The following is a 20,231-nucleotide window of genomic DNA, read 5'->3' on the forward strand; positions in this document are numbered from 1 at the left end:
TCCTCTCATTCTGCGAAAATTCTGACGTCGGCGGCGTCCCAACCGAGTTCGACCGGGTCGCCTGATGCGACAGGCCGCCGGTCGGCGGCATCCGCGGTGACGCGCACCAGGAACGGTTTTGGCGACAAAGGCGTGCGGACATGCAGCTGCAGGTCGAGGCCGTGATAGGCCAGCGCCTCGACTGTGCCGGTCGTGCGGTTGGCGGTCTCGGCTGAAGGGAACAATCGGATGCGCTCGGGCCGGACCGAGGCGACCGCCGATGCGCCAGGTGAAAGTGTGGCGGGAACCTCGCCGGCGACGCGCGCGCCGTTCGCGGCCAGCACGCCATCGGCGGCGGCCTTGCCGGGCACGAAATTCATCACACCGATGAAATCGGCGACGAAGCGGTCGGCGGGATGTTCATAGATCGCGTGCGGCGTGTCGCATTGCAGCAGCCTGCCGTCTTTCAGCACCGCCATGCGGTCGGCCATGACAAGCGATTCTTCCTGGTCGTGGGTGACGATGACGAAGGTGATGCCGACCTCGTGCTGCAGGCGCTTCAACTCCAGCTGCATGGCGCCACGCAGTTTCTTGTCGAGCGCGCCGAGCGGCTCGTCGAGCAGCAGCAGCCGGGGGCGCTTGACCAGGGCACGGGCGAGCGCGACGCGCTGTTTCTGGCCGCCGGACAATTGCTCAGGCTTGCGGTCGGCGAACGGGACCAGTTCGGTGGTCGCCAGGATGGCGTCGACGCGGGAGCGGATTTCTTTAGCCGGCAAGCGCTCCATCTCCAGCCCGTAGGAGACATTGGCACGCACGCTCATATGCGGGAACAGCGCGTAGGACTGGAACATCAGGTTGACCGGCCGCTTGTTGGGCGGCGTCCTGGCGATGTCCTTGCCGTCGAGCAGGATGCGTCCGTCGGTCGGCGTCTCGAAGCCGGCCAGCATGCGCAGGAGCGTGGTCTTGCCGCAGCCGGAGGGGCCAAGCAGCGCGAAGAATTCGTTCTCCCGGATATCGAGCGAGATGCCGTCGACGGCTGTGACCCGGCCGAATTTCTTCGACACATGATCGATGGCCAGCAGCGTGCGCGGTTCGCTCATTGGCCGATAATCCCCCTGTTAAGCCGCTGTGACAGGGTCAACGCGGTGATGGAGACAGCCATGACGATGGTCGCCAGCGCATTGATCTCCGGTGTGATGCCGAAGCGGATCATGGCGTAGATCTGCATCGGCAGCGTTGTCGACGCACGGCCGGCGCCGGATGTGAAGAAGGCGATGATGAACTCGTCGACCGAAAGCGTGAAAGCAAGGAGCGCGCCGGCGATCACCGCCGGCAGGATGACCGGCAAGGTCACGCGCCGGAAGGTCGTTACGGCCGAGGCGCCGAGGTCGGCGGAGGCCTCGACGATCGACCAGTCGAAACTCTTCAGCCGGGCACGCACCACCGAGCAGACGAAGGCGAGATTGAAGACGACATGGGCGAGGATGATGGTGTGCAGCCCCATGGTCAGGTTGAGCATGGAAAAGAACGACAGCAGCGCGATCGCCAGCACGATGTCGGGAATGATCATCGGCGCGAAGATCAGCGCTTCCAGGCCCTTGCCATATTGCCGGCGCATCTCGACGCCGATCGCCAGCAGCGTGCCGAGCAGTGTGGCGATGGCGGTGGAAACCAGCGCCACGATCAGCGTGTTGAGCGCGGCGGAAAGGATCGCGGAGTTGTTGGCCAGCGAGACATACCATTTCAGCGAAAAGCCCGACCATGCCGTCGGCAGGCCGCCTTCATTGAAGGACAGGGCCACCAGCACGCCGATCGGGATGTAGAGGAAGGCGAAGACGAGGGTGAGCACGAACCAGAGCGTGCGCCGCGTGGCTGGGGAACGCTCAGCCATCGGCGTTCTCTTTGGCCTCCGCCGCCCGGCCCGAGGCGCGATCGGCGGCCAGCGCTTGCGCCATCAGCACCAGAAGCATGATGGCGATCAGCGCCATGGCGAGCGCCGCGCCGAAGGGCCAGTCATTGGCGGTCAGGAACTGGTCGTAGACCAGATTGCCGATCATCTGGAAGCGACCACCGCCGAGCAGCGCCGGGGTGACGAAATTGCCGATCGACAACACGAAGACGAAGACCGCGCCGGCGGCGATGCCGGGCACGGTCAGCGGCAGGATGACACGGCGAAAGGTCGTGGCGGCCGAGGCGCCGAGATCGCGCGAGGCTTCGGCAAGCTCCGGGTTGAGCCGGGACAGTGGCGCGTAGCAGGCGAGGATGACGAAGGGCAAATAATTGTAGACCAAGCCGGCGATGACGGCGCCTTCGGTATAGAGCATCGACGGCGGCTCGCCGGTGTAGCCGAACCAGCGCAGCAGTTGCGTAATCAGGCCTTCGCGGTTGAGCAGCACGATCCAGGCATAGGTGCGGACCAGGTAGTTGGACCAGAACGGCAGCACGGCGAAGAACAAGAACACCGGCTGCCACCGGCGCGGCGCGGCAGCGATGGCATAAGCGGCGGCATAGCCGACCACCACCGCGATCAGGGTGGCGGTTCCGGCGATGCGCGCCGATTTGAGGAAGATGCCGGCATAGAGCGGGTCGAAGACCAGCCCGAAATTCTCCAGCGTGAAGGTGTAGTCGATGCCGCCATAGATGCCGCGCCGGAAGAAGGCGAGCGCCAGCACCAGCGCGCACGGCACCACCATCAGCGCGGTCAGCCAGACCAGCGCCGGGGCCATCAGCAAGGAGGAGCGAAGTCGGGTCTGGGACAATTTAAGGTACCGCTCAGGCCGGCAGACGAAGCGCCGCCGGCCGTGATGTCCAAGCCGCTTACTGCGCGGCCTTGATCTCGCTGACGATCTTGGAATAGTCGCGCTGGGCCTCGCCGACGTCACGCAACTGCTCGAACTTGACGAGATCGGCCACCGGCATCGCCATGTTGGGGAATTTGGCGAGGAAGTCGGCCGGCAGGCTTTCCATCGCCGGCTTGTTCGGCACCTTGTAGTCGATGTTCTGCGCCGCCCAGGCGTGGTTCTTGGCGTCGAGCATGAAGTTGATGAACTTGAAGGCGTCGTCCTTGTGCTCGGAAGCCTTCATCACCACCATCGTGTCGACCCACAGGTCAGAGCCTTCCTTCGGGATGATGTATTTGATCTCCGGCTTTTCGGCGATGCCGTAATTGCACCAGCCGTCCCAGGCCTGCACCATCAGCGCCTCGCCGGAAACCAGCTTTGAATAGAAGGTGGTGTCGTCATAGGCGAGCAGGGTCTTCTTGGCCGAGATCAGCAGGTCCTTGACCTCGGCCATCTTGGCCGGATCGGTCTCGTTGACGGAAAAGCCCTTGTCGAGCTGGCCGGCGGCCAGCAGCCAGCGATCGGTCGCCAGCATGGTGGTCTTGCCCTTCAGCTCATCGGAAGGGGCGAGCAGGTCGCTCCAACTCGTTGGCGCCGCCTTGACGAGGTCCGAGCGGTAGCAGAGGCCCGTCGTGCCCCAGGTGTAGGGCACGGAGAAAGTGTTGCCGACATCGTGCGGCAGTTTCGTCGCCTCGGGATAGAGGTTGGCGAGGTTGGGGATCTTGGCGTGGTCCATCGGCTCGGTCAGGCCGAGCTTGTTCAGCACTTCGGCGAAGGGCGAGGAAACGAAGACCACGTCATAGCCCTTGCCGCCGGCGGCGATCAGCTTGCCCATGATCTCTTCATTGGTGGCGTGCACAACGACTTCGCCGGAGACGCCGGTCGCGGTCTTGAAGGCGGCCATGGCATCGGGCGCCATGTAGCCGTCCCAGTTGGAGATGACGAGGCCGGCGGCCATTGCCGGTGCGGACAGCGCCAGGGCAAGGCCGACAGCGATTGAAGAAACCTTGAGCGCACGGCGCCGCGGGCTGGTAGCGGTCATGGCAGACTCCCATTCCGGTTGATCGTCGAATTCTGTGCTGGACCGGGTGCGACCCACGCCGCTGCCCTCGATCCTGTTCCCTCGGTCTTTTTATCGCCGATTGCGCTGACAGTACTATTGCAGAAAAAAGTACGTCAATCCATAATTTGTCAACCGACCGAGGAATCTGGCCGATTGCGCTTGTCCCGGCGATCGGCCAAACCAGTAAGGTCCCATCCGTCCCCCGAGACCAGTCATGCAAGCCGCAGCCCGACGACCTCGCACCAACCATCTCGATCTGGCGCAGCGCATCCTGGATGTGGCGCGGCAGCGCGGCTTCGAGCCCGGCGCGCGCCTGCCCGAGCAGCAGATCGCTTCGCTGTGCAATGTCTCGCGCACGCCGGTGCGGGCGGCGCTCAGCCTGCTGGCGGAACGGGGCGTCGTGCGCTGGGAGGCCGATACCGGTTACCACCTGGCGGTCGACCTCGCCGCGCAGCCGGCTATTGCCACCGAGCTTCCCAGCGCGGAGGAGGACGAGTTGGCCGAGGCGATCCTGCGCGACCGCTCGGCGCGCAGGCTGGACCAGACGGTGACCGCCGCGGCGTTGATGCGACGCTACAGTGCCGAGAGGAAGACGGTACTAAAAGCGCTTAATAAACTGACGGAAGAGAATCTTCTGGACCGTGCGCCCGGCCAGTCATGGCTGTTCCGCCGCACGCCCGACGATCCGGAGGCGCAAGGCGAAAGCTATGAATTCCGCCTGGTGCTGGAGCCCGTGGCGATCCTGACGCCGGGCTTCCGGCTGGACGGCGCGCGGGCGGCGGCCTTGCGCCAAGGCATGGACGCGCTATCGGCGCTGCCGGATGCCGCGTTCGACACGCGCGAGTTCCAGCGGCTGGACATCGATTTTCACGGCATGATCGCCGAGGGTTGCGCCAATCGCTTTGTCGCCGACGCGCTGGCCGACCATCTCAGGCTGCGCCGGCTGCCGGGCCTCTATGGCGGCGTCAACGTCTTCCGGCTCCGGCAATCCTTGCTGGAACACCTGAACATACTCGACCATCTCGAAAGCCGGCAGTATGAGGTGGCTGCAGATCTGCTTCGCATCCACCTGCGGCTCTCCCGCAACCAGCGACCGCAGGCGGCCAGCCGCGGCGCCCCCGCGCTGTTCGGCATGATCAGCCGGCCGGAATGAAGAGGATTAATTGACGCGTAAAGCCAGCCCGACCATCGCGCTGTTTCCCGAAGCCAGTTTCGGGGCGGCGCTGAATTGCGTCGGCATCGCGCAGGCATTGCGTGCCAAGGGCGCTCGGCCGGTCTTCATCTGCCATGCCGGCTTCTCCGGCGTCTTTGCCGACTATGGTTTCCAGGAATACCAGCTGCCGACCGACGAGCCGCTGAGCGATAGCGAGCGCCAGAGCTACTGGCAGGCCTTCGTGCGCCGGCACCTGCCGCATTTCAGGCTCAGCCCGATCGACCAGCTCGAAACCTATGTCGCGCCGACCTGGCAGGCGATCGTCGATACGGCGGTCAATGCGGAGGGGCCGCTACGCCAATTGCTGGCGCGGCTGAAGCCCGACGCGGTGGTGCTCGACAATGTCATCATGTTCCCGGCGATCGCCGCCGCCGGCTGTCCCTGGGTGCGCGTCGTATCCTGCGCCGAGACTGAGCTGCCCGACGCCCGGGTGCCACCCTATTTATCCGGCCTCGGCGCCGATGACCCGCAACGCGCGGCGTTCGAGGCCCGCTATCTCGCGGCCTCCGCGCCCGCGCACGACCGCTTCAACCGTTTTCGCGTGGACGCCGGCCTGGCGCCGTTGCCGAAGGGCCTGTTCCTGGAAAGCTCGCCCGACCTCAACCTGCTGCTGACGCCGGCGATCGTGCGCCGCGAGCGTGCCGAGCCGCTCGATCCGGCCCGCTTCGTCTATCTCGAAGGCTGTGTGCGGTCGGAAGGACCATTCGAAGTGCCGGTCTTCCCGCGCAATGGCGGACCGCTGGTCTATGTCAGCTTCGGCAGCTTAGGGGCCATGGATGTCGCGCTGATCGAGCGCATGCTCGCCGTCTTCGACAGGCTGCCGGCGCGTTTCATCGTCAATGCCGGCGGCCTGCGCGACGCCTATCGCGCGGTGCCGGACAATGTCTATCTCGACGCCTGGTTTCCGCAGCCTTCGGTGGTGGCGAAGTCCGACCTGTTCATCCACCATGGCGGCAACAACAGCTTTTGCGAGGCGCTGCGCTTCGGCGTGCCGTCGCTGATCATGCCCTATTGCTGGGACGGACACGACAATGCGCGCCGCGCCGAAGAGACCGGCACCGGTGACCATATCGGCCGCGACGGCTGGACCGAAGGAGTATTGGAGAGAGCCATTCTCGGCCTGCTGGCCGATGACGCCATGCGCGCCCGCCTGAGGGACAATGCAGCCCAGATGGCGCTGAAACCCGGAACGGACGTGGCCGCGCAAGCCATACTCTCCCTGATACGGACGTGAACGAAATGCTCGACAAGAAGACGAATACCGCAACCAACGACCCCAAGGCCTGGCTGGCCCAGCACGGCATCAACGAGGTCGAATGCCTGGTGCCCGACATGAACGGCGTGCTGCGCGGCAAGGCGCTGCCGACGGTAAAATTCCTCAAGGCGCTGGAAGACCGCGCGCTCTATCTGCCAAGCAGCGCTTTCCTGGTCAGCATCGACGGTCGCTATTCCGGCTCGATCGACGAGGGTTTTGCCTATTCGGACCCGGACATGCGCATGGTGCCTGACGTTTCGACGCTGTGCCTGGCGCCAGGCGCCGGGGCGGGGAAGGCCTATGTCTTCGCCGACGCCTTCCACATGGACGGCAGGCCATGGATGGCCTCGCCGCGCCATGTGCTGCGCGCCGTGCTCGATCTCTACCGCCAGCGCGGCTGGCGGGCCGTGGTGGCGCCGGAGGTCGAGTTCTATCTGACCGCGCACAATCCCGATCCGGACAAGCCCCTGACCGCGCCGGTCGGCGCCAATGGCCGCGCTGAAACCGTGCAGCATCCCTATGACATGGCGGCGCTCGAGGAGTTCGAGCCGGTGATCCGGCGCGTCTATGAGTATGCCGCGGCCGCCGGGCTGCCGCTCGACACGTTGATCCATGAATCGGGCACGGCGCAGCTGGAGATCAATCTCCTGCATGGCGACGCGCTGCCGCTGGCCGACCAGGTGCTTTTGTTCAAGCGGTTGACGCGCCAGGCCGCGCAGCAATGCGGCATGCATGCGACCTTCATGGCCAAGCCGATCGCCGCGCAGGCCGGCAGCTCGATGCATCTGCACATGTCCGTGGTCGACGAGGCGGGCAACGCGCTGTTTGCCGGCGACGATGATGCCGACACCGAGATGTTCGGCCATTTCATCGGCGGCCTGCAGAAATTTGTCCCGGAAATCATGCCGCTGTTCGCACCCAATGTGAATTCGTTCCGCCGCATAAGGCCCAACCACAGCGCGCCGGCCAACATCGAATGGTCGCACGACAACCGGTCCTGCGGCCTGCGCGTGCCGGCCGGCGGGCGCGCCGCGCGGCGCGTGGAGAACCGCTTGCCGGGAGCCGATTCCAATCCCTATCTGGCAATCGCCGGTTCGCTGCTCGCCGGCTATCTCGGCGTCGAGCAGAAGCTGGCGCGCTCGGCCGAGGCGTCGGGCAATGCCTACAAGATCAAGAGCACGCTGCCGAAGACCATGGAGGAGGCGCTCGATCGTTTCGAGGCTTGCGACCCGGTGCGCAAATTGCTTGGCGAGGATTTTTTCCAGACCTATCTGCGCGTCAAGAGTGTCGAGCTCGACCTGTTCCAGAGCGTGGTGACGAGCTGGGAACGCGACCATCTGCTGCTGAAGGTGTGATCATGGCATCTTCAACAGACTTCAATTCCGGTCTCGATATCGGCAAATCCTACTATGTCGCCACGGCCAATCCGGCGCCGGACCATCCGGCGCTTGTCGGCGATGTCGAAGCCGACCTGGTCGTCGTCGGCGGCGGCTGCACCGGGCTGTCCGCCGCGCTTCACGCCGCCGAGCGCGGCCTGAAGGTGGTGCTGCTCGAAGGCGGCAAGATCGGCTGGGGGGCTTCGGGGCGCAATGGCGGCCAGATGATCCCCGGCCTGCGCAAGGGCGCCAAGGGTCTGGTCAAGCTCTACGGTCCCGAGCGGGCGAAGGTGCTGTTCGACCTCGCCTTCGAGGCGCGCGGCCTGGTGCTCGACATCATCGAGCGCCACGCCATCGATTGCGATCTGAGGCTGACCGGCCATCTGGTCGGCGCGGTCAACGGTTCCGACCTCAAGGATTTGGAAGAAGAGGCGAAATGCCTGGAAAGCGTGATGAAGTTCCGCGAGGTCGAGATCCTGTCGGCGGCGGATGCGCGGGCCAAGGTCGACACGCCCTATCACGGCGCGATGTATGAGCCGCTCGGCGGCCACATGCATCCGCTGAACTACACGCTCGGCCTTGCCCGCGCGGCAGTGGCTGCGGGCGTCGTCATCCATGAGAATTCGGTGGCGGTGAAGCTGGAGCGAGAGCCTTCGATCCGCGTCTCGACATCGAAGGGTTCGGTCCGGGCCAAACATGTCGTGCTGGCGGGCGATGCGCTGCTGCACGGGCTGGAGCCGCGCGTCAACAGCCGCATCATGCCGGTCGGCAACTATATCGTCGCCACCGAGCCTCTCGAGGGCGAACGCAATGTCATCCCGGCCAATGTCGCGGTGTCCGATACACGCTTCGTCGTCAACTACTACCGCATGTCGGCGGATGGCCGCCTGCTTTTCGGCGGCGGCGAGCGCTACACGCCGTCGCCGCCGGCCGACATTGCCGGCTTCGTGCGGCCGCATATGGAAGGCACGTTTCCCCAGCTCAGGGGTTGCCGCATCGATCATGCCTGGGGCGGCCTGGTTTCGGTGACCACGTCGCGGCTGCCGCATGTCGGGCACTATGGCGAGGTCTATTTCGCGCATGGCTATTCCGGCAAGGGCGTCATCCTGTCGACGCTGTCGGGCAAGCTGCTCGCCGAGGCGATCACCGGCGATGCCTCACGGCTCGATCTGTTCTCGACGCTCACGCCCATGCCGTTCCCCGGCGGCACGGCGCTGCGTGGGCCGCTCTATGTGCTGGGCATGCTGTGGTACGCGATGCGGGACCGGATCAAGCATTGAGATCGCCAGACGCGGTCTAGACGACAAAGAAATCCTCAATGCGCTCTCTGGCTCCAAGCAGCGCCGGCAGGATTTCCCGCTCCATCTCGGCGACGGTGAACCGCGCCGACTGGGTCGAGACATTGATCGCCGCGACCGTGCGTTTCGCCCGATCGCGGATAGGCACGGCAATGGAGCGCAGGCCGAGCTCCAGTTCCTCGTCGACGATGGCGAAGCCGTCCGCCTTCGCCTTGCCGATGGCGCCGGCCAGCGCACGCTTATCGGTGATGGTCTTTGGCGTTCGTCTCTCGATGGTCGCCTGGCGGAGAAATGTGTCCAGTTCCCCTGATGCCAGGCCGGCAAGCAGGATCCGCCCCATCGATGTGCAATAGGCCGGCAGCCTCGTGCCGACATCGAGCGAGACGCTGAGGATACGGCGGCCGGGAATGCGGGCGACGTAGACGACGTCCTCGCCCGACAGGATCGCGGCCGAGCAGGCTTCGTTCAGTTGTGCCGCCACGGCCCGCATGATGGGGGCGGCAAAGCTCCACAGGGAGGCGCCGCCGAGCCAGGTGCGGGCAACCGTCAGCAGGCGAGGCGACAGCGAAAACACGCGGCCGGCCTGTGTGGCATAGCCTGTGGCAACCAAGGTCAGCAGGAAGCGGCGGGCGCCGGCGCGGGTCAGGCCGGCCTCCTCGGCCATTTCGGTCAGCGTCATGCCCGCGGGATGCCGGGCCAGGATTTCCATGACGGCAAGGCCGCGTTCGAGCGAGCCGACATGATCGCGGGAAGGGGTCTCTTCGTTCATCTCGCCTCCGCGCAAGGGTGCTGAGTGCCAGGATTGACTCCGTGGTCCCAGTCGGCTTAGAAGTATCGCATATAAAACATATGTTCGCAATACGAACTTTTTGGATTGGAGCCCTGGCGATGGTCAAGTTCCTGCCGTTGAAGCAGGCCGTTGCGGAGAATTTGAACGATGGCGACTCCGTCGCCTTCGAGGGCTTCACCCATCTGATCCCGACAGCCGCCGCGCATGAGGCGATCCGTCAGGGGTTTCGCGACCTGACCCTGATCCGCATGACGCCGGACCTGATCTACGATCAGATGATCGGCATGGGCATGGCGAAGAAGATCGTCTTCTCCTATGTCGGCAATCCCGGCGTCGGGCTGCTGCGGCGCGCGCGCGACGCCATCGAGAACGGTTTTCCCCGGTCGATCGAAGTCGAGGAGCACAGCCATGCCGGCATGGCCAATGCCTATGAGGCGGGCGCGGCGGGCCTGCCCTGCGCGGTGTTCCGTGGCTATCGCGGCGCAGGCCTCGCGGCGGTCAACCCGAACATAAAGTCGGTCACGTGTCCGTTCACCGGCGAGGTACTGGCGGCGGTGCCGTCGATCCGTCCCGACGTCACCTTCATCCATACGCAGAAGGCCGACAAAAAGGGCAATGTGCTGGTCGAGGGCATTATCGGCATCCAGAAGGAAGCGGTGCTGGCGGCCAAACGCGCCGTGGTGACCGTGGAGGAAGTGGTCGACGATTTCGACGATCTCCATCCCAATTTGACGGTGCTGCCGCGCTGGACGATCGCGGCGATCTCCGTCGTGCCCGGCGGATCGCACCCGTCCTACGCCCATGGCTACTACGCACGCGACAACGCCGCCTATCTGGAGTGGGACGAGATCGCAGCCGACCGCGAGAAATTCCAGGCCTGGATGCAGGCAAACGTCATCGAGAAGAACGCCGGTGACTTCGCCGGACGTGTCGAGCATCTGAGGAAAGCGGCATGAGCGGGACAGGTTTCACCCCCAACGAGATGATGACCATTGCCGCCAGCCGCGCGTTGAAGAACGACGATGTCTGCTTCGTCGGCATCGGTGCGCCGTCCGCCGCCTGCAATGTAGCGCGTCTGACGCATGCGCCCGATATCACGCTGATCTATGAGAGCGGCACGATCGGCACCGCGCCTGATGTGCTGCCATTGTCGATCGGCGATGGCGAATTGTGCGAAACCGCTGTCACCACCGTCGCGGTGCCGGAAATGTTCCGCTACTGGCTGCAGGGCGGCCGCATCTCGATCGGTTTCCTGGGTGCTGCGCAGCTCGACAAGTTCGGCAACATCAACACCACGGTCATCGGCGATTATTTTCATCCCAAAACCAGGCTGCCCGGCGGCGGCGGCGCGCCGGAGATCGCGACCTCGTCGAAGGAAATCTACATCACCATGGCGCAGACCAAGCGCGGCATGGTCGAAAAGATCGACTTCTTCACGTCCTTTGGCCATGGCGAGGGCGGCGACCATCGCAAGCGGCTGGGCATCGAGACATCGGGCCCGACCTTGCTGATCACAGATCTCGCTATCTGGAAGCCGGACCCTGTGACCAAGGAATTCACCGTCGTGTCGCTGCATCCGGGCGTCACCCGCCAGCAGGTGCAGGAAAGCTGTGGCTGGGTGGTTAAGTTCGCCGAGGCGCTTGACGAAACACCGGCGCCAAGCGAACTCGAACTCAATACATTGCGCGACCTGCAGGCCCGCACCAGGGCGGCGCATGAGGGAACCGGAAAAGCAAAGGCTGCATGACATGGCCGAGGCCTATATTTGCGACTACATCCGCACGCCGATCGGCCGTTTCGGCGGTTCGCTGTCCTCGGTACGCGCGGACGATCTCGGCGCCATCCCGCTGAAGGCATTGGTCGAGCGCAATGCCGGCATAGACTGGCAGGCGGTCGACGATGTCGTCTATGGCTGCGCCAACCAGGCCGGCGAGGACAACCGCAATGTGGCGCGCATGGCGCTGCTGCTGGCCGGCCTGCCGAAGGAGATCCCGGGTTCGACCGTCAACCGGCTGTGCGGGTCGGGCATGGACGCGCTGACCATCGCCGCCCGCGCCATCAAGGCCGGCGAGGCGGAACTGATGATTGCCGGCGGCGTCGAATCGATGAGCCGGGCGCCTTTCGTCATGCCCAAGGCCGAGACGGCGTTTTCGCGCAACGCCGAAATCCACGACACCACCATCGGCTGGCGCTTCGTCAACCCGCTGATGAAAAAGCAGTACGGCGTCGATTCGATGCCCGAAACCGGTGAAAACGTCGCCGAGGATTTTGCCGTTTCGCGCGCGGACCAGGACGCCTTTGCCGTGCGCAGCCAAGACAAGGCCGTCGCTGCGCAGGCCAATGGAAGGCTGGCCAAGGAGATCACGCCGGTGACGATCCCGCAGCGCAAGGGCGATGCGATCGTCGTCTCGAAGGACGAGCATCCCCGTGCCGGCACCACGGTCGAGACGTTGGCCAAGTTGCCGACGCCGTTCCGTCAGGGCGGCACGGTGACGGCCGGCAATGCCTCCGGTGTCAATGACGGGGCGGCGGCGCTGATCGTTGCTTCCGAGGCTGCTGTGAAGAAACACGGTCTGACGCCGATCGCCCGCATCCTTGGCGGCGCCGCCGCCGGCGTCGCGCCGCGAATCATGGGCATCGGTCCGGCACCGGCGACACAAAAACTGTGCGCGCGGCTCGGTCTGACGCCGCAACAATTCGATGTCATCGAGCTCAACGAAGCCTTTGCCTCGCAAGGCATCGCCGTGCTGCGCCAGCTCGGCATCGCCGAGGATGCACCGCACGTCAATCCGAATGGCGGCGCCATCGCGCTTGGCCATCCCCTGGGCATGTCGGGCGCACGCATCTCCGGCACGGCGGCGCTGGAGCTGCGCGAACGTGGCGGCCGCTATGCCTTGGCCACCATGTGCATCGGTGTCGGCCAGGGCATCGCCATCGCGCTCGAAAGGGCCTGATCGCGCGATCTTTCGGCTTGCCGAAAACATGGTCGGATTCGGCGCGTCGCCAAATTTGACCATGTGGACAAAAGTCCGCACCCGTTCCATAGTTCCCCGTCTGACATTTCTAGGAACAGCCGGCTCGACACGGCTGTCGAACAGAGGGGACTGCAATGGAAAACCGGAAGACCAAATTCCAATCGACACGCGAAGGGATTTCGCGACGTAACGTGCTGGAGCTCGGCGCGCTTGGCCTGGCTGCGGCGATGCTGCCGGGCGCCGCCTTCGCCAAGGACAAGAAACTGAAGGTGGCGGCGATCTTCGCCACGCCGATCGAGGAGCCCTGGGACAACCAGATCCATGTCGCCCTGCAGAAGGCCGAGAAGGAACTGGGTATCGAATACAAATGGTCCGAGAAGGTGCAGACCGCCGATTTCAGCCGCGTCATGCGTGAATATGCGCAAGGCGGCTACCAGCTGGTGCTGGGCGATGCCTTCGCCGCCGAGCGCGAGTCGCGCCGCACGGCCAAGCAGTTCCCCAAGACGGCCTGGCTGTTCGGCTCGGGAGCCGGCCCGGCGGAGCCCAATTTCGGCGTCTTCGACAACTGGATCCATGAGCCGGCCTACCTCTCGGGCATGATCGCCGGCAAGATGTCGAAATCGGGCACGGTCGGCGCCGTGGCGGCGATGGGCATTCCGGAAGTGAACCGGCTGGTCAACGCCTTCTTTGCCGGCGCCAAGGAGGTCAACCCGAACGTCAAGAAGAAGGTCGCCTTCATCGGCTCCTTCTTCGATCCGCCAAAGGCCAAGGAAGCCGCGGTGGCGCAGATCGATGCCGGCGTCGATGTCATCTATGCCGAGCGCTTCGGCGTCATCGAGGCGGCGGTCGAGAAGAAGATCTACGCCATCTCCAACATGTCCGACCAGTCGAGCCTCGGCCCCGACACGGTCATCACCGGCCCGGTCTGGGATATGTATCCGACGGTCGAACAGGCGATCAAACTGGTCAAGGCAGGTGTCTACACCGCGCAGGACTATGGCGATTTCTCGCGCATGGCCAAGGGCGGCTCCTATCTCGCCCCGTACCACAAGTTCGACAAGACGCTGCCGGCGGACGTCAAGGATCTGGTCGAGAAGAAGAAGGCCGAAATCCTGGAAGGCAATTTCCGCGTCGACGTCGACGAGAACACGCCGGTTTCGGATTAGGCTTGCTTTGAGGGGGGCGGTGCTAGGCGCCCCCTCTGTCCTGCCAGACATCTCCCCCTCAAGGGGGGAGATTGGCAGCTTCACCCGCGCCACTCTTCTTTCGACTTAGAAAATTGGCGAGATCCGAAAGTGACATCCGATCTCCCCCTTGAGCGGGAGATGCCCGGCAGGGCAGAGGGGGGTACAGCGCAACCCTATCGGTCAAAGCTGAATCGTGAAGCGATCAGGAGTATCCTTGCCGACGCCCGCCCCACTCATCGAAATGCGCGGCATCACCAAGAGCTTCGGCGCCGTCAAGGCGAACGAGGCCGTCGACCTCATTGTCGCGCCGGGCGAGATCCTCGGCCTGCTGGGCGAGAACGGCGCCGGCAAGACGACGCTGATGAACGTGCTGTTCGGTGCCTACGCGCCGGACGCCGGCGAAATCCTCATCCAGGGTCAGCCAGTGAGGATCACCAGTTCGGCCGATGCGCTGGCCGCTGGCATCGGCATGGTGCATCAGCATTTTCATCTGGCGCCAAGACTGACGGTCCTGGAAAATCTGCTCATCGGTATCCCGGGAAAATCGGGGCGGATCGATCGCGCCGGCGGGCTGGCGCGGTTGGCAGAAATCAGCCGCCAGCACGGGCTGACGCTTGATCCCGATCTGCCGGTTTCGGCGCTGTCGGTCGGCGAACAGCAGCGGCTGGAGATCGTCAAGGCGCTGTTTCGCGGCGCCAGGCTCTTGATCCTCGACGAGCCGACGGCGGTGCTCGCGCCAAGCGAGGTCGACGGACTGTTTTCAGCGCTGCGCTCGATGGCGGCACAGGGCCTCGGCATCGTCTTCATCTCGCACAAGCTCAACGAGGTGCGGGCGCTCACCCATCGCTGCACCGTGCTGCGGCACGGCCGTGTCGCGGGCCGTGTCGACGATCCCGCCAACACCACCTCGGCGGCGATGGCACAACTGATGTGCGGCCACGAAATCGTACCGCCGGCAAGGGGCGCGTCGACGCCCGGTGCCGATGTGCTGACGCTCGACGGCATTTCCACTTCGCGTCATTCAGGCACCGTGCTGCGCGATGTGTCGCTTGCCGTTCGCGCCGGTGAAATCCTCGGCATCGCCGGCGTGTCGGGCAATGGCCAGCGGGCGCTGGCCGAGGTGATCTCCGGCGTGCGCGTGCCCGACGCCGGCCGGATGACGATCGCCGGCCAGATTGTATCGCGGTTCTCGCCGCGCGAAGTGCAGGCGCTTGGCCTCGGTCGCATCCCGGAAGACCGCATGACGACTGGCCTGGTCACCAATCTGCCGCTCGCCGATTCCATGGTGCTGCCGCGCATCGGTACCGCCTCCTTTTCAGCCAAGGGCCTGCTCAAGCCGGATGCGATCCGCGCCTTCGCCGAAGCGCAGATCAAGGCCTATGACATCAGATGTCCCGGGCCGATGACCCGCGCCGGGGCGCTATCCGGCGGCAATCTGCAAAAGGCGCTTCTGGCCCGCGAGCTCGCCTTCGATCCGAAGGTGCTGATCGTTTCCCAGCCGATGCGCGGCCTCGACATCGGTGCCGCCCGCTTCATCCACGAAAAATTCCTCGACATGCGGACCAAGGGCTGCGGCATCATCGTCATCGGCGAGGATCTCGAAGAGCTGCTGGTGCTCTGCGACCGCATCGCGGTGATGTATGAAGGCCGCATCGTCGGCACGCTCGACAGCGCCGATGCGACGATCGCGCGGCTCGGCCTGATGATGACCGGGGCGGAGGGCCACAGCTGATGTTTCGCCTGGAAGTCCGCACCTCCACGCCCGCCTGGTTCAATCTGGCGCTGCCGCTGCTGGCGATCGGCGCCACTCTTGTCCTGTGCAGCGGCCTCATCGCGCTGGCCGGCGCCGGCGTGCTGGAATCCTATGGGGTGATGTTCACGGCCTCGCTCGGGGACAGCTATGCGATCACCGAAACGCTGGTGCGCGCCGCACCGATGATCTTCACCGGTTTGGCGGTCGCCGTCGCCTTCCGTGCCAAATTCTGGAACATCGGCGCTGAAGGGCAATTGCTGGCCGGCGCGGTCGCCAGCTGCTTTGTCGGCGCGATCCCGATGCCGGGGCCGCTCGCCATGCTGCTGATGGCTATCGCAGGTGCCGCCGCTGGTGCTGCCGTCGCCCTTGTTCCGGCCACGCTGCGGGTCAAGTTCAAGGTTGACGATGTGGTCAGCTCGCTGCTGCTCAATTCGGTCATCTACTACGCCCTGATGGCGCTGATCGAAGGGCCGTGGAAGGATAGTTTCAGTGGCTATCCGATCTCGCCGCCGATCGAGGACTCGGCCAACTTTCCGGTGCTGATCGAAGGCACGCGCCTGCATCTCGGCGTCGTGGTGGCGCTGATCGCCGCACCTCTGATCTGGTTCCTGATCGCGCGCACGACGCTTGGTTTCAGGATCAGGGTCACCGGCGAAAATCCGGAGGCCGCACGCTATGGCGGCATCCATGTCGAACGCGTGCTGCTCTCGACCGCGCTGCTGTCGGGTGCGCTGGCTGGGCTTGCCGGCGTCGGCGAAGTCGGCGGCGTGCATTTCCAGGTGATGAGCGATATCTCGCCGGGCTACGGCTATTCCGGCATCGTCGTCGCCATGCTGGCGCGGCTCAATCCGTTGGGCGTGGTGCCGGCGGCGATCTTCCTCGCCGCCGTGATGACCGGCGCCGAGGCGATGTCGCGGGCAACGGGCGTGCCGGCCTTCCTCAGCGATGTCATCCAGGGGACAGCGCTGCTCGCCATGCTGGTGGCGCTGCTGTTCACCGCCTACCGCATCCGCCGCGTGGGGACAGCCTCATGAGCGCGGTGTTCGAACAGATTTTTCAGGTCGGTTTCCTGGCCGCCATCATCCGCATCGCCACGCCGCTGGCCTTCGCCACGCTGGGCGAGATGTTCTCCGAGCGGGCGGGCGTGCTCAATCTCGGCATCGAAGGCATCATGCTGCTCTGCGCCATGACCGGCTTCACCGCCACCAGCCTGAGCGGCAGCCTGTGGCTCGGCGTGCTGGTGGCGGTGCTGACCGGCATGCTGATGGGTGCGCTGCATGCGCTGTTCACGGTGGCGCTCGGCCTCAGCCAGCATGTCTGCGGCATTGGCGTGACGCTGTTCTCATCGGGCCTCGCCTATTTCCTCTACCGGCTGATCTTCGGCCAGCAATCGGTGCCGCCAAGCATCAAGGGTTTCCAGACGCTGCCGATCCCGGTCCTCTCCGACATTCCGGTGCTCGGGCCGGCCGTGTTCAACCAGTTCGCGCTGGTCTACATGGCGATCCTGGCCATCCCGCTCGCCGCCTTCGTGCTCTACCGCACGCCCTGGGGCCTGTCGGTGCGCATGGTCGGCGAGAACCCTCGCGCGGCCGATTCGGCTGGCGTCAGCGTCATTGCCACGCGTTTCCAGGCCGTCATCCTCGGCGGTGCGCTGATGGGGCTGGCTGGCGCGTTCCTGTCGATGGCGCAGTTCAACGCCTTCACTTTCGGTGTGGTGTCGGGGCGTGGCTGGGTGGCGATCGCGCTGGTCGTGTTCGGCCGCTGGGACCCGTGGCGCTCGGCGGGTGCCGCGCTGCTGTTCGCCTTCGTCGATGCGCTGCAGTTGCGCATGCAGGCGAGCGGGCTCGGGCATATACCCTACGAAGCATTCCTGATGCTGCCCTTCATCTTCACGATCGTCGCGATGGCCTTCATGTCGCGCAACGCGGTGGCGCCGTCGGCGCTGCTCAAGCCGTTCCGAAGGGAAGAGCGCTAGAGGGCTTGGCGTCTTTTCCTCTCCCCCGATCGACGGGGGAGAGGAAGGCGCCAAGCTGTCCCTGAGAAGCCTCACATCGCCGTAAAGCCATTGTCGACGAACAGATGCGCGCCGTTGACGAAGCTCGACTCGTCGCTGGCCAGATACAGCGCTGCCTTCGCCACCTCCTCAGGCTCGCCGATGCGGCCCTGCTGCGCGGCGAGTGCCGCATCGGAAACGTCGACGCCAAGCTTGCCGAGGTCGGCGACCTCGCGCAGTCCATGCGGCGTCCTGATAAAGCCGGGGCAGACGGCGTTGCAGCGGATGTTGCGGTCGCGGAACTCGACGGCGATGGCGCGGGCGAACATGTGGCAGGCGCCCTTGGTGGTGTCGTAGAGCACCTCCATCGGCGTCGCCGCCACCGCCGAGATCGAGGAGGTGCAGACGATCGAGCCGCCGCCGGCCGCGATCATGCCGGGCAGCACGGCGCGCGTCATCAGGAACATCGAACGGACATTGACGGCATGCAGCCAGTCCCATTCCTGCACGGTCGTCTCCAGGAACGGCTTTATCACAATGGTGCCGGCATGGTTGAACAGCACCGTGGCCGGCCCGAGTTTCTCCGTCGCGCCCCTTACCGCCGCTTCGACCTGGGCTTCGTCGGATACGTCGGCGACAAAATGCTCGGCTATGTGCCCCCGCGCGCGGATCGCCGCCGCCGTTGCCGCGGCCGCCTCGCCATTGCGGTCGATGATCGCCACCTTGGCGCCTTCGGCCGCGAACAGCTCCGAGGCCGCCCCGCCCATTCCCGTCGCGCCGCCCGAGATAATGGCGACCTTGCCGGCCAGTCTTGTGCCCATGCTTTTTACTCCCGTCCCGTTTCAGTGGCTTTTCGTCTTCGATCGCAATGCTATCCCTCGCGCTCAGGATGGCCAAGGGAGCCACCGGAGACAGCGAATTCCTCTTCCGGTGACAGCACCAGGCGATGGCGGCGGTAGAAGGCGAAGTAGGCGAGGCCGATCGCATACCACACCGCCGCCGCGATCGCCGCCCAGCGGTAGAGCGGATCGAAGAACTGGTAGGCCAGCGTCACGATGCAGATCAGGATCGTGGCGTAGGCGCCGAACTTGCCGAGCGGGCTGACGAAGGGGCGAGTAATCGAGGCATAGAGCGTGCGCAGGCGCAGGTATGCGATGCTCTGCAGGATGTAGGACACCATCCCGGCGAAGACGATCATCGAGACCAGGAAGCCGCCCATGAAGGCGACATTGTTCTCGCCGCCGAGATACCAGACCACGAGCAGCATCAGCAGCGCCATGGCGGAGCCGGTGGCAAGCGCCCGATTGGGTGTCTTGGTGCGGGCGCCGGTCACCGAAAGTGCCGTCGGCAGATAGCCGGCGCGCGACAGGGAGTAGATGTTGCGGCCGGAGGCAAAACTGCCGGCGAAGAAGCTGGCGGCAAGGCCGAGCACCGCGACCGAAGCCAAAAGCTTGGCCCAGCCGTCGCCGAAGATGGTGCGGAAGCCGTCAAGCAGCGGTTCGCCGGAAGAGCCCATGGCGTGCGCGCCATGCGGGATCGAGGCGCTGAAGAACAGAACGCCGAGTGCCAGCGCAATCAGCGTCACGATCGACAGGATCAGCGCACGCGGCATGTCGCGGGTGGGGTTCTTGGCCTCCTCCGCCGTCAGCGGCAGCTGTTCGACGGCCAGGAACATGTAGACGCCGAAGGGCAGGGCCAGCATCACGCCGGTGAAGCCGAAGGGCAGCCAGGGGCCATTGCCGTCCGCCAGTGCCGCCGGACCGTCCGCCGCGGCGCCGATGTTCAGCGCGTATCTGAAGAAATCGACATGCGGGATGGCGACGACGAAGAAGAACACAAGCACGGCGATCGCCGCGACGGTCACATAGATCACCACCTTCATCGATAGTTCGAGGCCGCGCAGCGACAGGCCGAGCATGACGACGTAGCCGGCCACCCACCACAACGGCAGCGCGCTTTGCGGCGTGCCGAAGATCGCGGCGAGATAGGAGCTCATGAAGAACATGTTGGCGGCCGGCGCCAGCACAAACTCGATGTTCTCGGCAAGGCCGGTTGTGAAGCCGCCCCAGGGACCGAGCGCGGTGCGCGAGAAGGAATAGGCGCCGCCAGTATGCGGCAAGGCGGCGCTCATCTCGCCGATCGAGCAGCACAGGCAGATATACATGAAGCCGATAATCAGCGCGGCCAGCAGCATGCCGCCGAAGCCTCCTTGCGCGAGGCCGATGTTCCAGCCGGAATATTCGCCGGCCACCACGGCGCCGACGCCCATCATCCACAGCGAGAACAGGCCGGCGTGGCGCTGCAATTGGCGCTGTTCGAAATACTGCTTGTCGACGGTCTGATAGGTAACGCCGGCCGTGCCGCGCTCCATTGCTTGCTCTGTCATCGCTGTTCCCCTTCTTTTCCAGCGAAGCGTGGCCGCTTCGCTCTCTTGCGATCGGGGCATAGTTCAAGAGCACGTCACCAGCGTATATATCCCCAAGGAGATATGTTCCGCGCGAACCGCAAC

18 protein-coding genes are annotated in these 20,231 nt (G+C 65.0%); 11 read left to right on the forward strand and 7 right to left on the reverse strand.

Going from position 1 to position 20,231, the window contains the following annotated elements; genetic code table 11:
- Positions 1-5 precede the first annotated feature (5 nt).
- The 4 genes from MesoLj_RS06050 to MesoLj_RS06065 form a co-directional block, all read right to left on the reverse strand.
- Positions 6-1,079: an ABC transporter ATP-binding protein gene (locus MesoLj_RS06050; protein ID WP_202325415.1), complete on the reverse strand. Its 1,074-nt coding sequence runs from the start codon at positions 1,077-1,079 to the stop codon at positions 6-8.
- On the reverse strand, positions 1,076-1,870 hold the full coding sequence (locus MesoLj_RS06055) for an ABC transporter permease (RefSeq protein WP_140776003.1): 795 nt from the start codon (positions 1,868-1,870) through the stop codon (positions 1,076-1,078). Before MesoLj_RS06055 ends, MesoLj_RS06050 begins: the two co-directional genes overlap by 4 nt.
- A complete protein-coding gene (locus MesoLj_RS06060; protein WP_202327186.1) occupies positions 1,863-2,705 on the reverse strand; it encodes an ABC transporter permease in 843 nt (280 codons plus the stop codon). The genes MesoLj_RS06055 and MesoLj_RS06060 overlap by 8 nt, the downstream gene beginning before the upstream one ends.
- 91 nt (positions 2,706-2,796) lie before the next feature.
- Entirely contained in the window at positions 2,797-3,861 is a 1,065-nt protein-coding gene (locus MesoLj_RS06065) for a polyamine ABC transporter substrate-binding protein (RefSeq protein WP_202325416.1), read from the reverse strand.
- Positions 3,862-4,096: 235 nt separating this feature from the next.
- On the opposite strand from MesoLj_RS06065, the gene MesoLj_RS06070 reads away from it, so the two are divergent.
- From MesoLj_RS06070 to MesoLj_RS06085, 4 genes are read left to right on the forward strand one after another with little or no spacing between them, the layout of a single operon-like run.
- The gene (locus MesoLj_RS06070; protein ID WP_140776001.1) at positions 4,097-5,035 is read left to right on the forward strand and encodes a GntR family transcriptional regulator; all 939 of its coding nucleotides are present in this window, start codon (positions 4,097-4,099) and stop codon (positions 5,033-5,035) included.
- Positions 5,036-5,045: 10 nt separating this feature from the next.
- Positions 5,046-6,329 carry a nucleotide disphospho-sugar-binding domain-containing protein gene (locus tag MesoLj_RS06075; protein ID WP_202325417.1) on the forward strand — a complete coding sequence of 428 codons (1,284 nt, stop codon included), beginning with the start codon at positions 5,046-5,048 and terminating at the stop codon, positions 6,327-6,329.
- Between the two features lie 5 nt (positions 6,330-6,334).
- Positions 6,335-7,705: a glutamine synthetase family protein gene (locus tag MesoLj_RS06080; RefSeq protein WP_140776434.1), complete on the forward strand. Its 1,371-nt coding sequence runs from the start codon at positions 6,335-6,337 to the stop codon at positions 7,703-7,705.
- 2 nt (positions 7,706-7,707) lie between these two features.
- Positions 7,708-9,006: an NAD(P)/FAD-dependent oxidoreductase gene (locus tag MesoLj_RS06085; RefSeq protein WP_202325418.1), complete on the forward strand. Its 1,299-nt coding sequence runs from the start codon at positions 7,708-7,710 to the stop codon at positions 9,004-9,006.
- Positions 9,007-9,022: 16 nt separating this feature from the next.
- Here MesoLj_RS06085 and MesoLj_RS06090 read toward each other — a convergent pair whose 3' ends face one another.
- Positions 9,023-9,793, reverse strand: a complete 771-nt coding sequence (locus MesoLj_RS06090) for an IclR family transcriptional regulator domain-containing protein (RefSeq protein ID WP_202325419.1) — start codon at positions 9,791-9,793, stop codon at positions 9,023-9,025.
- Between the two features lie 119 nt (positions 9,794-9,912).
- Here MesoLj_RS06090 and MesoLj_RS06095 point away from each other — a divergent pair, with 119 nt between their 5' ends.
- From MesoLj_RS06095 to MesoLj_RS06125, 7 genes are all read left to right on the forward strand, one after another.
- Positions 9,913-10,770: a CoA transferase subunit A gene (locus MesoLj_RS06095; protein WP_202325420.1), complete on the forward strand. Its 858-nt coding sequence runs from the start codon at positions 9,913-9,915 to the stop codon at positions 10,768-10,770.
- The gene (locus MesoLj_RS06100; protein WP_202325421.1) at positions 10,767-11,561 is read left to right on the forward strand and encodes a CoA-transferase subunit beta; all 795 of its coding nucleotides are present in this window, start codon (positions 10,767-10,769) and stop codon (positions 11,559-11,561) included. Before MesoLj_RS06095 ends, MesoLj_RS06100 begins: the two co-directional genes overlap by 4 nt.
- 1 nt (position 11,562) lies before the next feature.
- Positions 11,563-12,768, forward strand: a complete 1,206-nt coding sequence (pcaF, locus tag MesoLj_RS06105; RefSeq protein ID WP_202327187.1) for a 3-oxoadipyl-CoA thiolase — start codon at positions 11,563-11,565, stop codon at positions 12,766-12,768.
- A 155-nt stretch (positions 12,769-12,923) separates the two neighbouring features.
- Positions 12,924-13,955, forward strand: a complete 1,032-nt coding sequence (locus MesoLj_RS06110) for a BMP family protein (protein WP_056574893.1) — start codon at positions 12,924-12,926, stop codon at positions 13,953-13,955.
- A 262-nt stretch (positions 13,956-14,217) separates the two neighbouring features.
- Positions 14,218-15,708: an ABC transporter ATP-binding protein gene (locus MesoLj_RS06115; RefSeq protein WP_202327188.1), complete on the forward strand. Its 1,491-nt coding sequence runs from the start codon at positions 14,218-14,220 to the stop codon at positions 15,706-15,708.
- Positions 15,708-16,763, forward strand: coding sequence for an ABC transporter permease (locus tag MesoLj_RS06120; protein ID WP_202325422.1), 1,056 nt, complete (start codon positions 15,708-15,710; stop codon positions 16,761-16,763). The genes MesoLj_RS06115 and MesoLj_RS06120 overlap by 1 nt, the downstream gene beginning before the upstream one ends.
- On the forward strand, positions 16,760-17,704 hold the full coding sequence (locus MesoLj_RS06125) for an ABC transporter permease (RefSeq protein WP_140775994.1): 945 nt from the start codon (positions 16,760-16,762) through the stop codon (positions 17,702-17,704). Before MesoLj_RS06120 ends, MesoLj_RS06125 begins: the two co-directional genes overlap by 4 nt.
- A gap of 71 nt (positions 17,705-17,775) precedes the next feature.
- Here MesoLj_RS06125 and MesoLj_RS06130 read toward each other — a convergent pair whose 3' ends face one another.
- On the reverse strand, positions 17,776-18,543 hold the full coding sequence (locus MesoLj_RS06130) for an SDR family NAD(P)-dependent oxidoreductase (protein ID WP_202325423.1): 768 nt from the start codon (positions 18,541-18,543) through the stop codon (positions 17,776-17,778).
- A 50-nt stretch (positions 18,544-18,593) separates the two neighbouring features.
- Positions 18,594-20,093: an amino acid permease gene (locus MesoLj_RS06135; RefSeq protein WP_140776427.1), complete on the reverse strand. Its 1,500-nt coding sequence runs from the start codon at positions 20,091-20,093 to the stop codon at positions 18,594-18,596.
- Positions 20,094-20,231: the final 138 nt, after the last annotated feature.

Origin of the sequence: Mesorhizobium sp. 113-3-9, from assembly GCF_016756515.1 — a bacterium.
Classification (GTDB): domain Bacteria; phylum Pseudomonadota; class Alphaproteobacteria; order Rhizobiales; family Rhizobiaceae; genus Mesorhizobium.

Excerpts from the sequence above, each read along its gene's own strand:
- MesoLj_RS06050 (WP_202325415.1), bottom strand. The coding sequence starts at position 1,079 with ATGAGCGAACCGCGCACGCTGCTGGCCATCGATCATGTGTCGAAGAAA.
- MesoLj_RS06055 (WP_140776003.1), bottom strand. The coding sequence starts at position 1,870 with ATGGCTGAGCGTTCCCCAGCCACGCGGCGCACGCTCTGGTTCGTGCTC.
- MesoLj_RS06060 (WP_202327186.1), bottom strand. The coding sequence starts at position 2,705 with ATGGCCCCGGCGCTGGTCTGGCTGACCGCGCTGATGGTGGTGCCGTGC.
- MesoLj_RS06065 (WP_202325416.1), bottom strand. The coding sequence starts at position 3,861 with ATGACCGCTACCAGCCCGCGGCGCCGTGCGCTCAAGGTTTCTTCAATC.
- MesoLj_RS06070 (WP_140776001.1), top strand. The coding sequence starts at position 4,097 with ATGCAAGCCGCAGCCCGACGACCTCGCACCAACCATCTCGATCTGGCG.
- MesoLj_RS06080 (WP_140776434.1), top strand. The coding sequence starts at position 6,335 with ATGCTCGACAAGAAGACGAATACCGCAACCAACGACCCCAAGGCCTGG.
- MesoLj_RS06085 (WP_202325418.1), top strand. The coding sequence starts at position 7,708 with ATGGCATCTTCAACAGACTTCAATTCCGGTCTCGATATCGGCAAATCC.
- MesoLj_RS06090 (WP_202325419.1), bottom strand. The coding sequence starts at position 9,793 with ATGAACGAAGAGACCCCTTCCCGCGATCATGTCGGCTCGCTCGAACGC.
- MesoLj_RS06095 (WP_202325420.1), top strand. The coding sequence starts at position 9,913 with ATGGTCAAGTTCCTGCCGTTGAAGCAGGCCGTTGCGGAGAATTTGAAC.
- MesoLj_RS06100 (WP_202325421.1), top strand. The coding sequence starts at position 10,767 with ATGAGCGGGACAGGTTTCACCCCCAACGAGATGATGACCATTGCCGCC.
- pcaF (WP_202327187.1), top strand. The coding sequence starts at position 11,563 with ATGGCCGAGGCCTATATTTGCGACTACATCCGCACGCCGATCGGCCGT.
- MesoLj_RS06110 (WP_056574893.1), top strand. The coding sequence starts at position 12,924 with ATGGAAAACCGGAAGACCAAATTCCAATCGACACGCGAAGGGATTTCG.
- MesoLj_RS06115 (WP_202327188.1), top strand. The coding sequence starts at position 14,218 with ATGCGCGGCATCACCAAGAGCTTCGGCGCCGTCAAGGCGAACGAGGCC.
- MesoLj_RS06120 (WP_202325422.1), top strand. The coding sequence starts at position 15,708 with ATGTTTCGCCTGGAAGTCCGCACCTCCACGCCCGCCTGGTTCAATCTG.
- MesoLj_RS06125 (WP_140775994.1), top strand. The coding sequence starts at position 16,760 with ATGAGCGCGGTGTTCGAACAGATTTTTCAGGTCGGTTTCCTGGCCGCC.
- MesoLj_RS06130 (WP_202325423.1), bottom strand. The coding sequence starts at position 18,543 with ATGGGCACAAGACTGGCCGGCAAGGTCGCCATTATCTCGGGCGGCGCG.
- MesoLj_RS06135 (WP_140776427.1), bottom strand. The coding sequence starts at position 20,093 with ATGGAGCGCGGCACGGCCGGCGTTACCTATCAGACCGTCGACAAGCAG.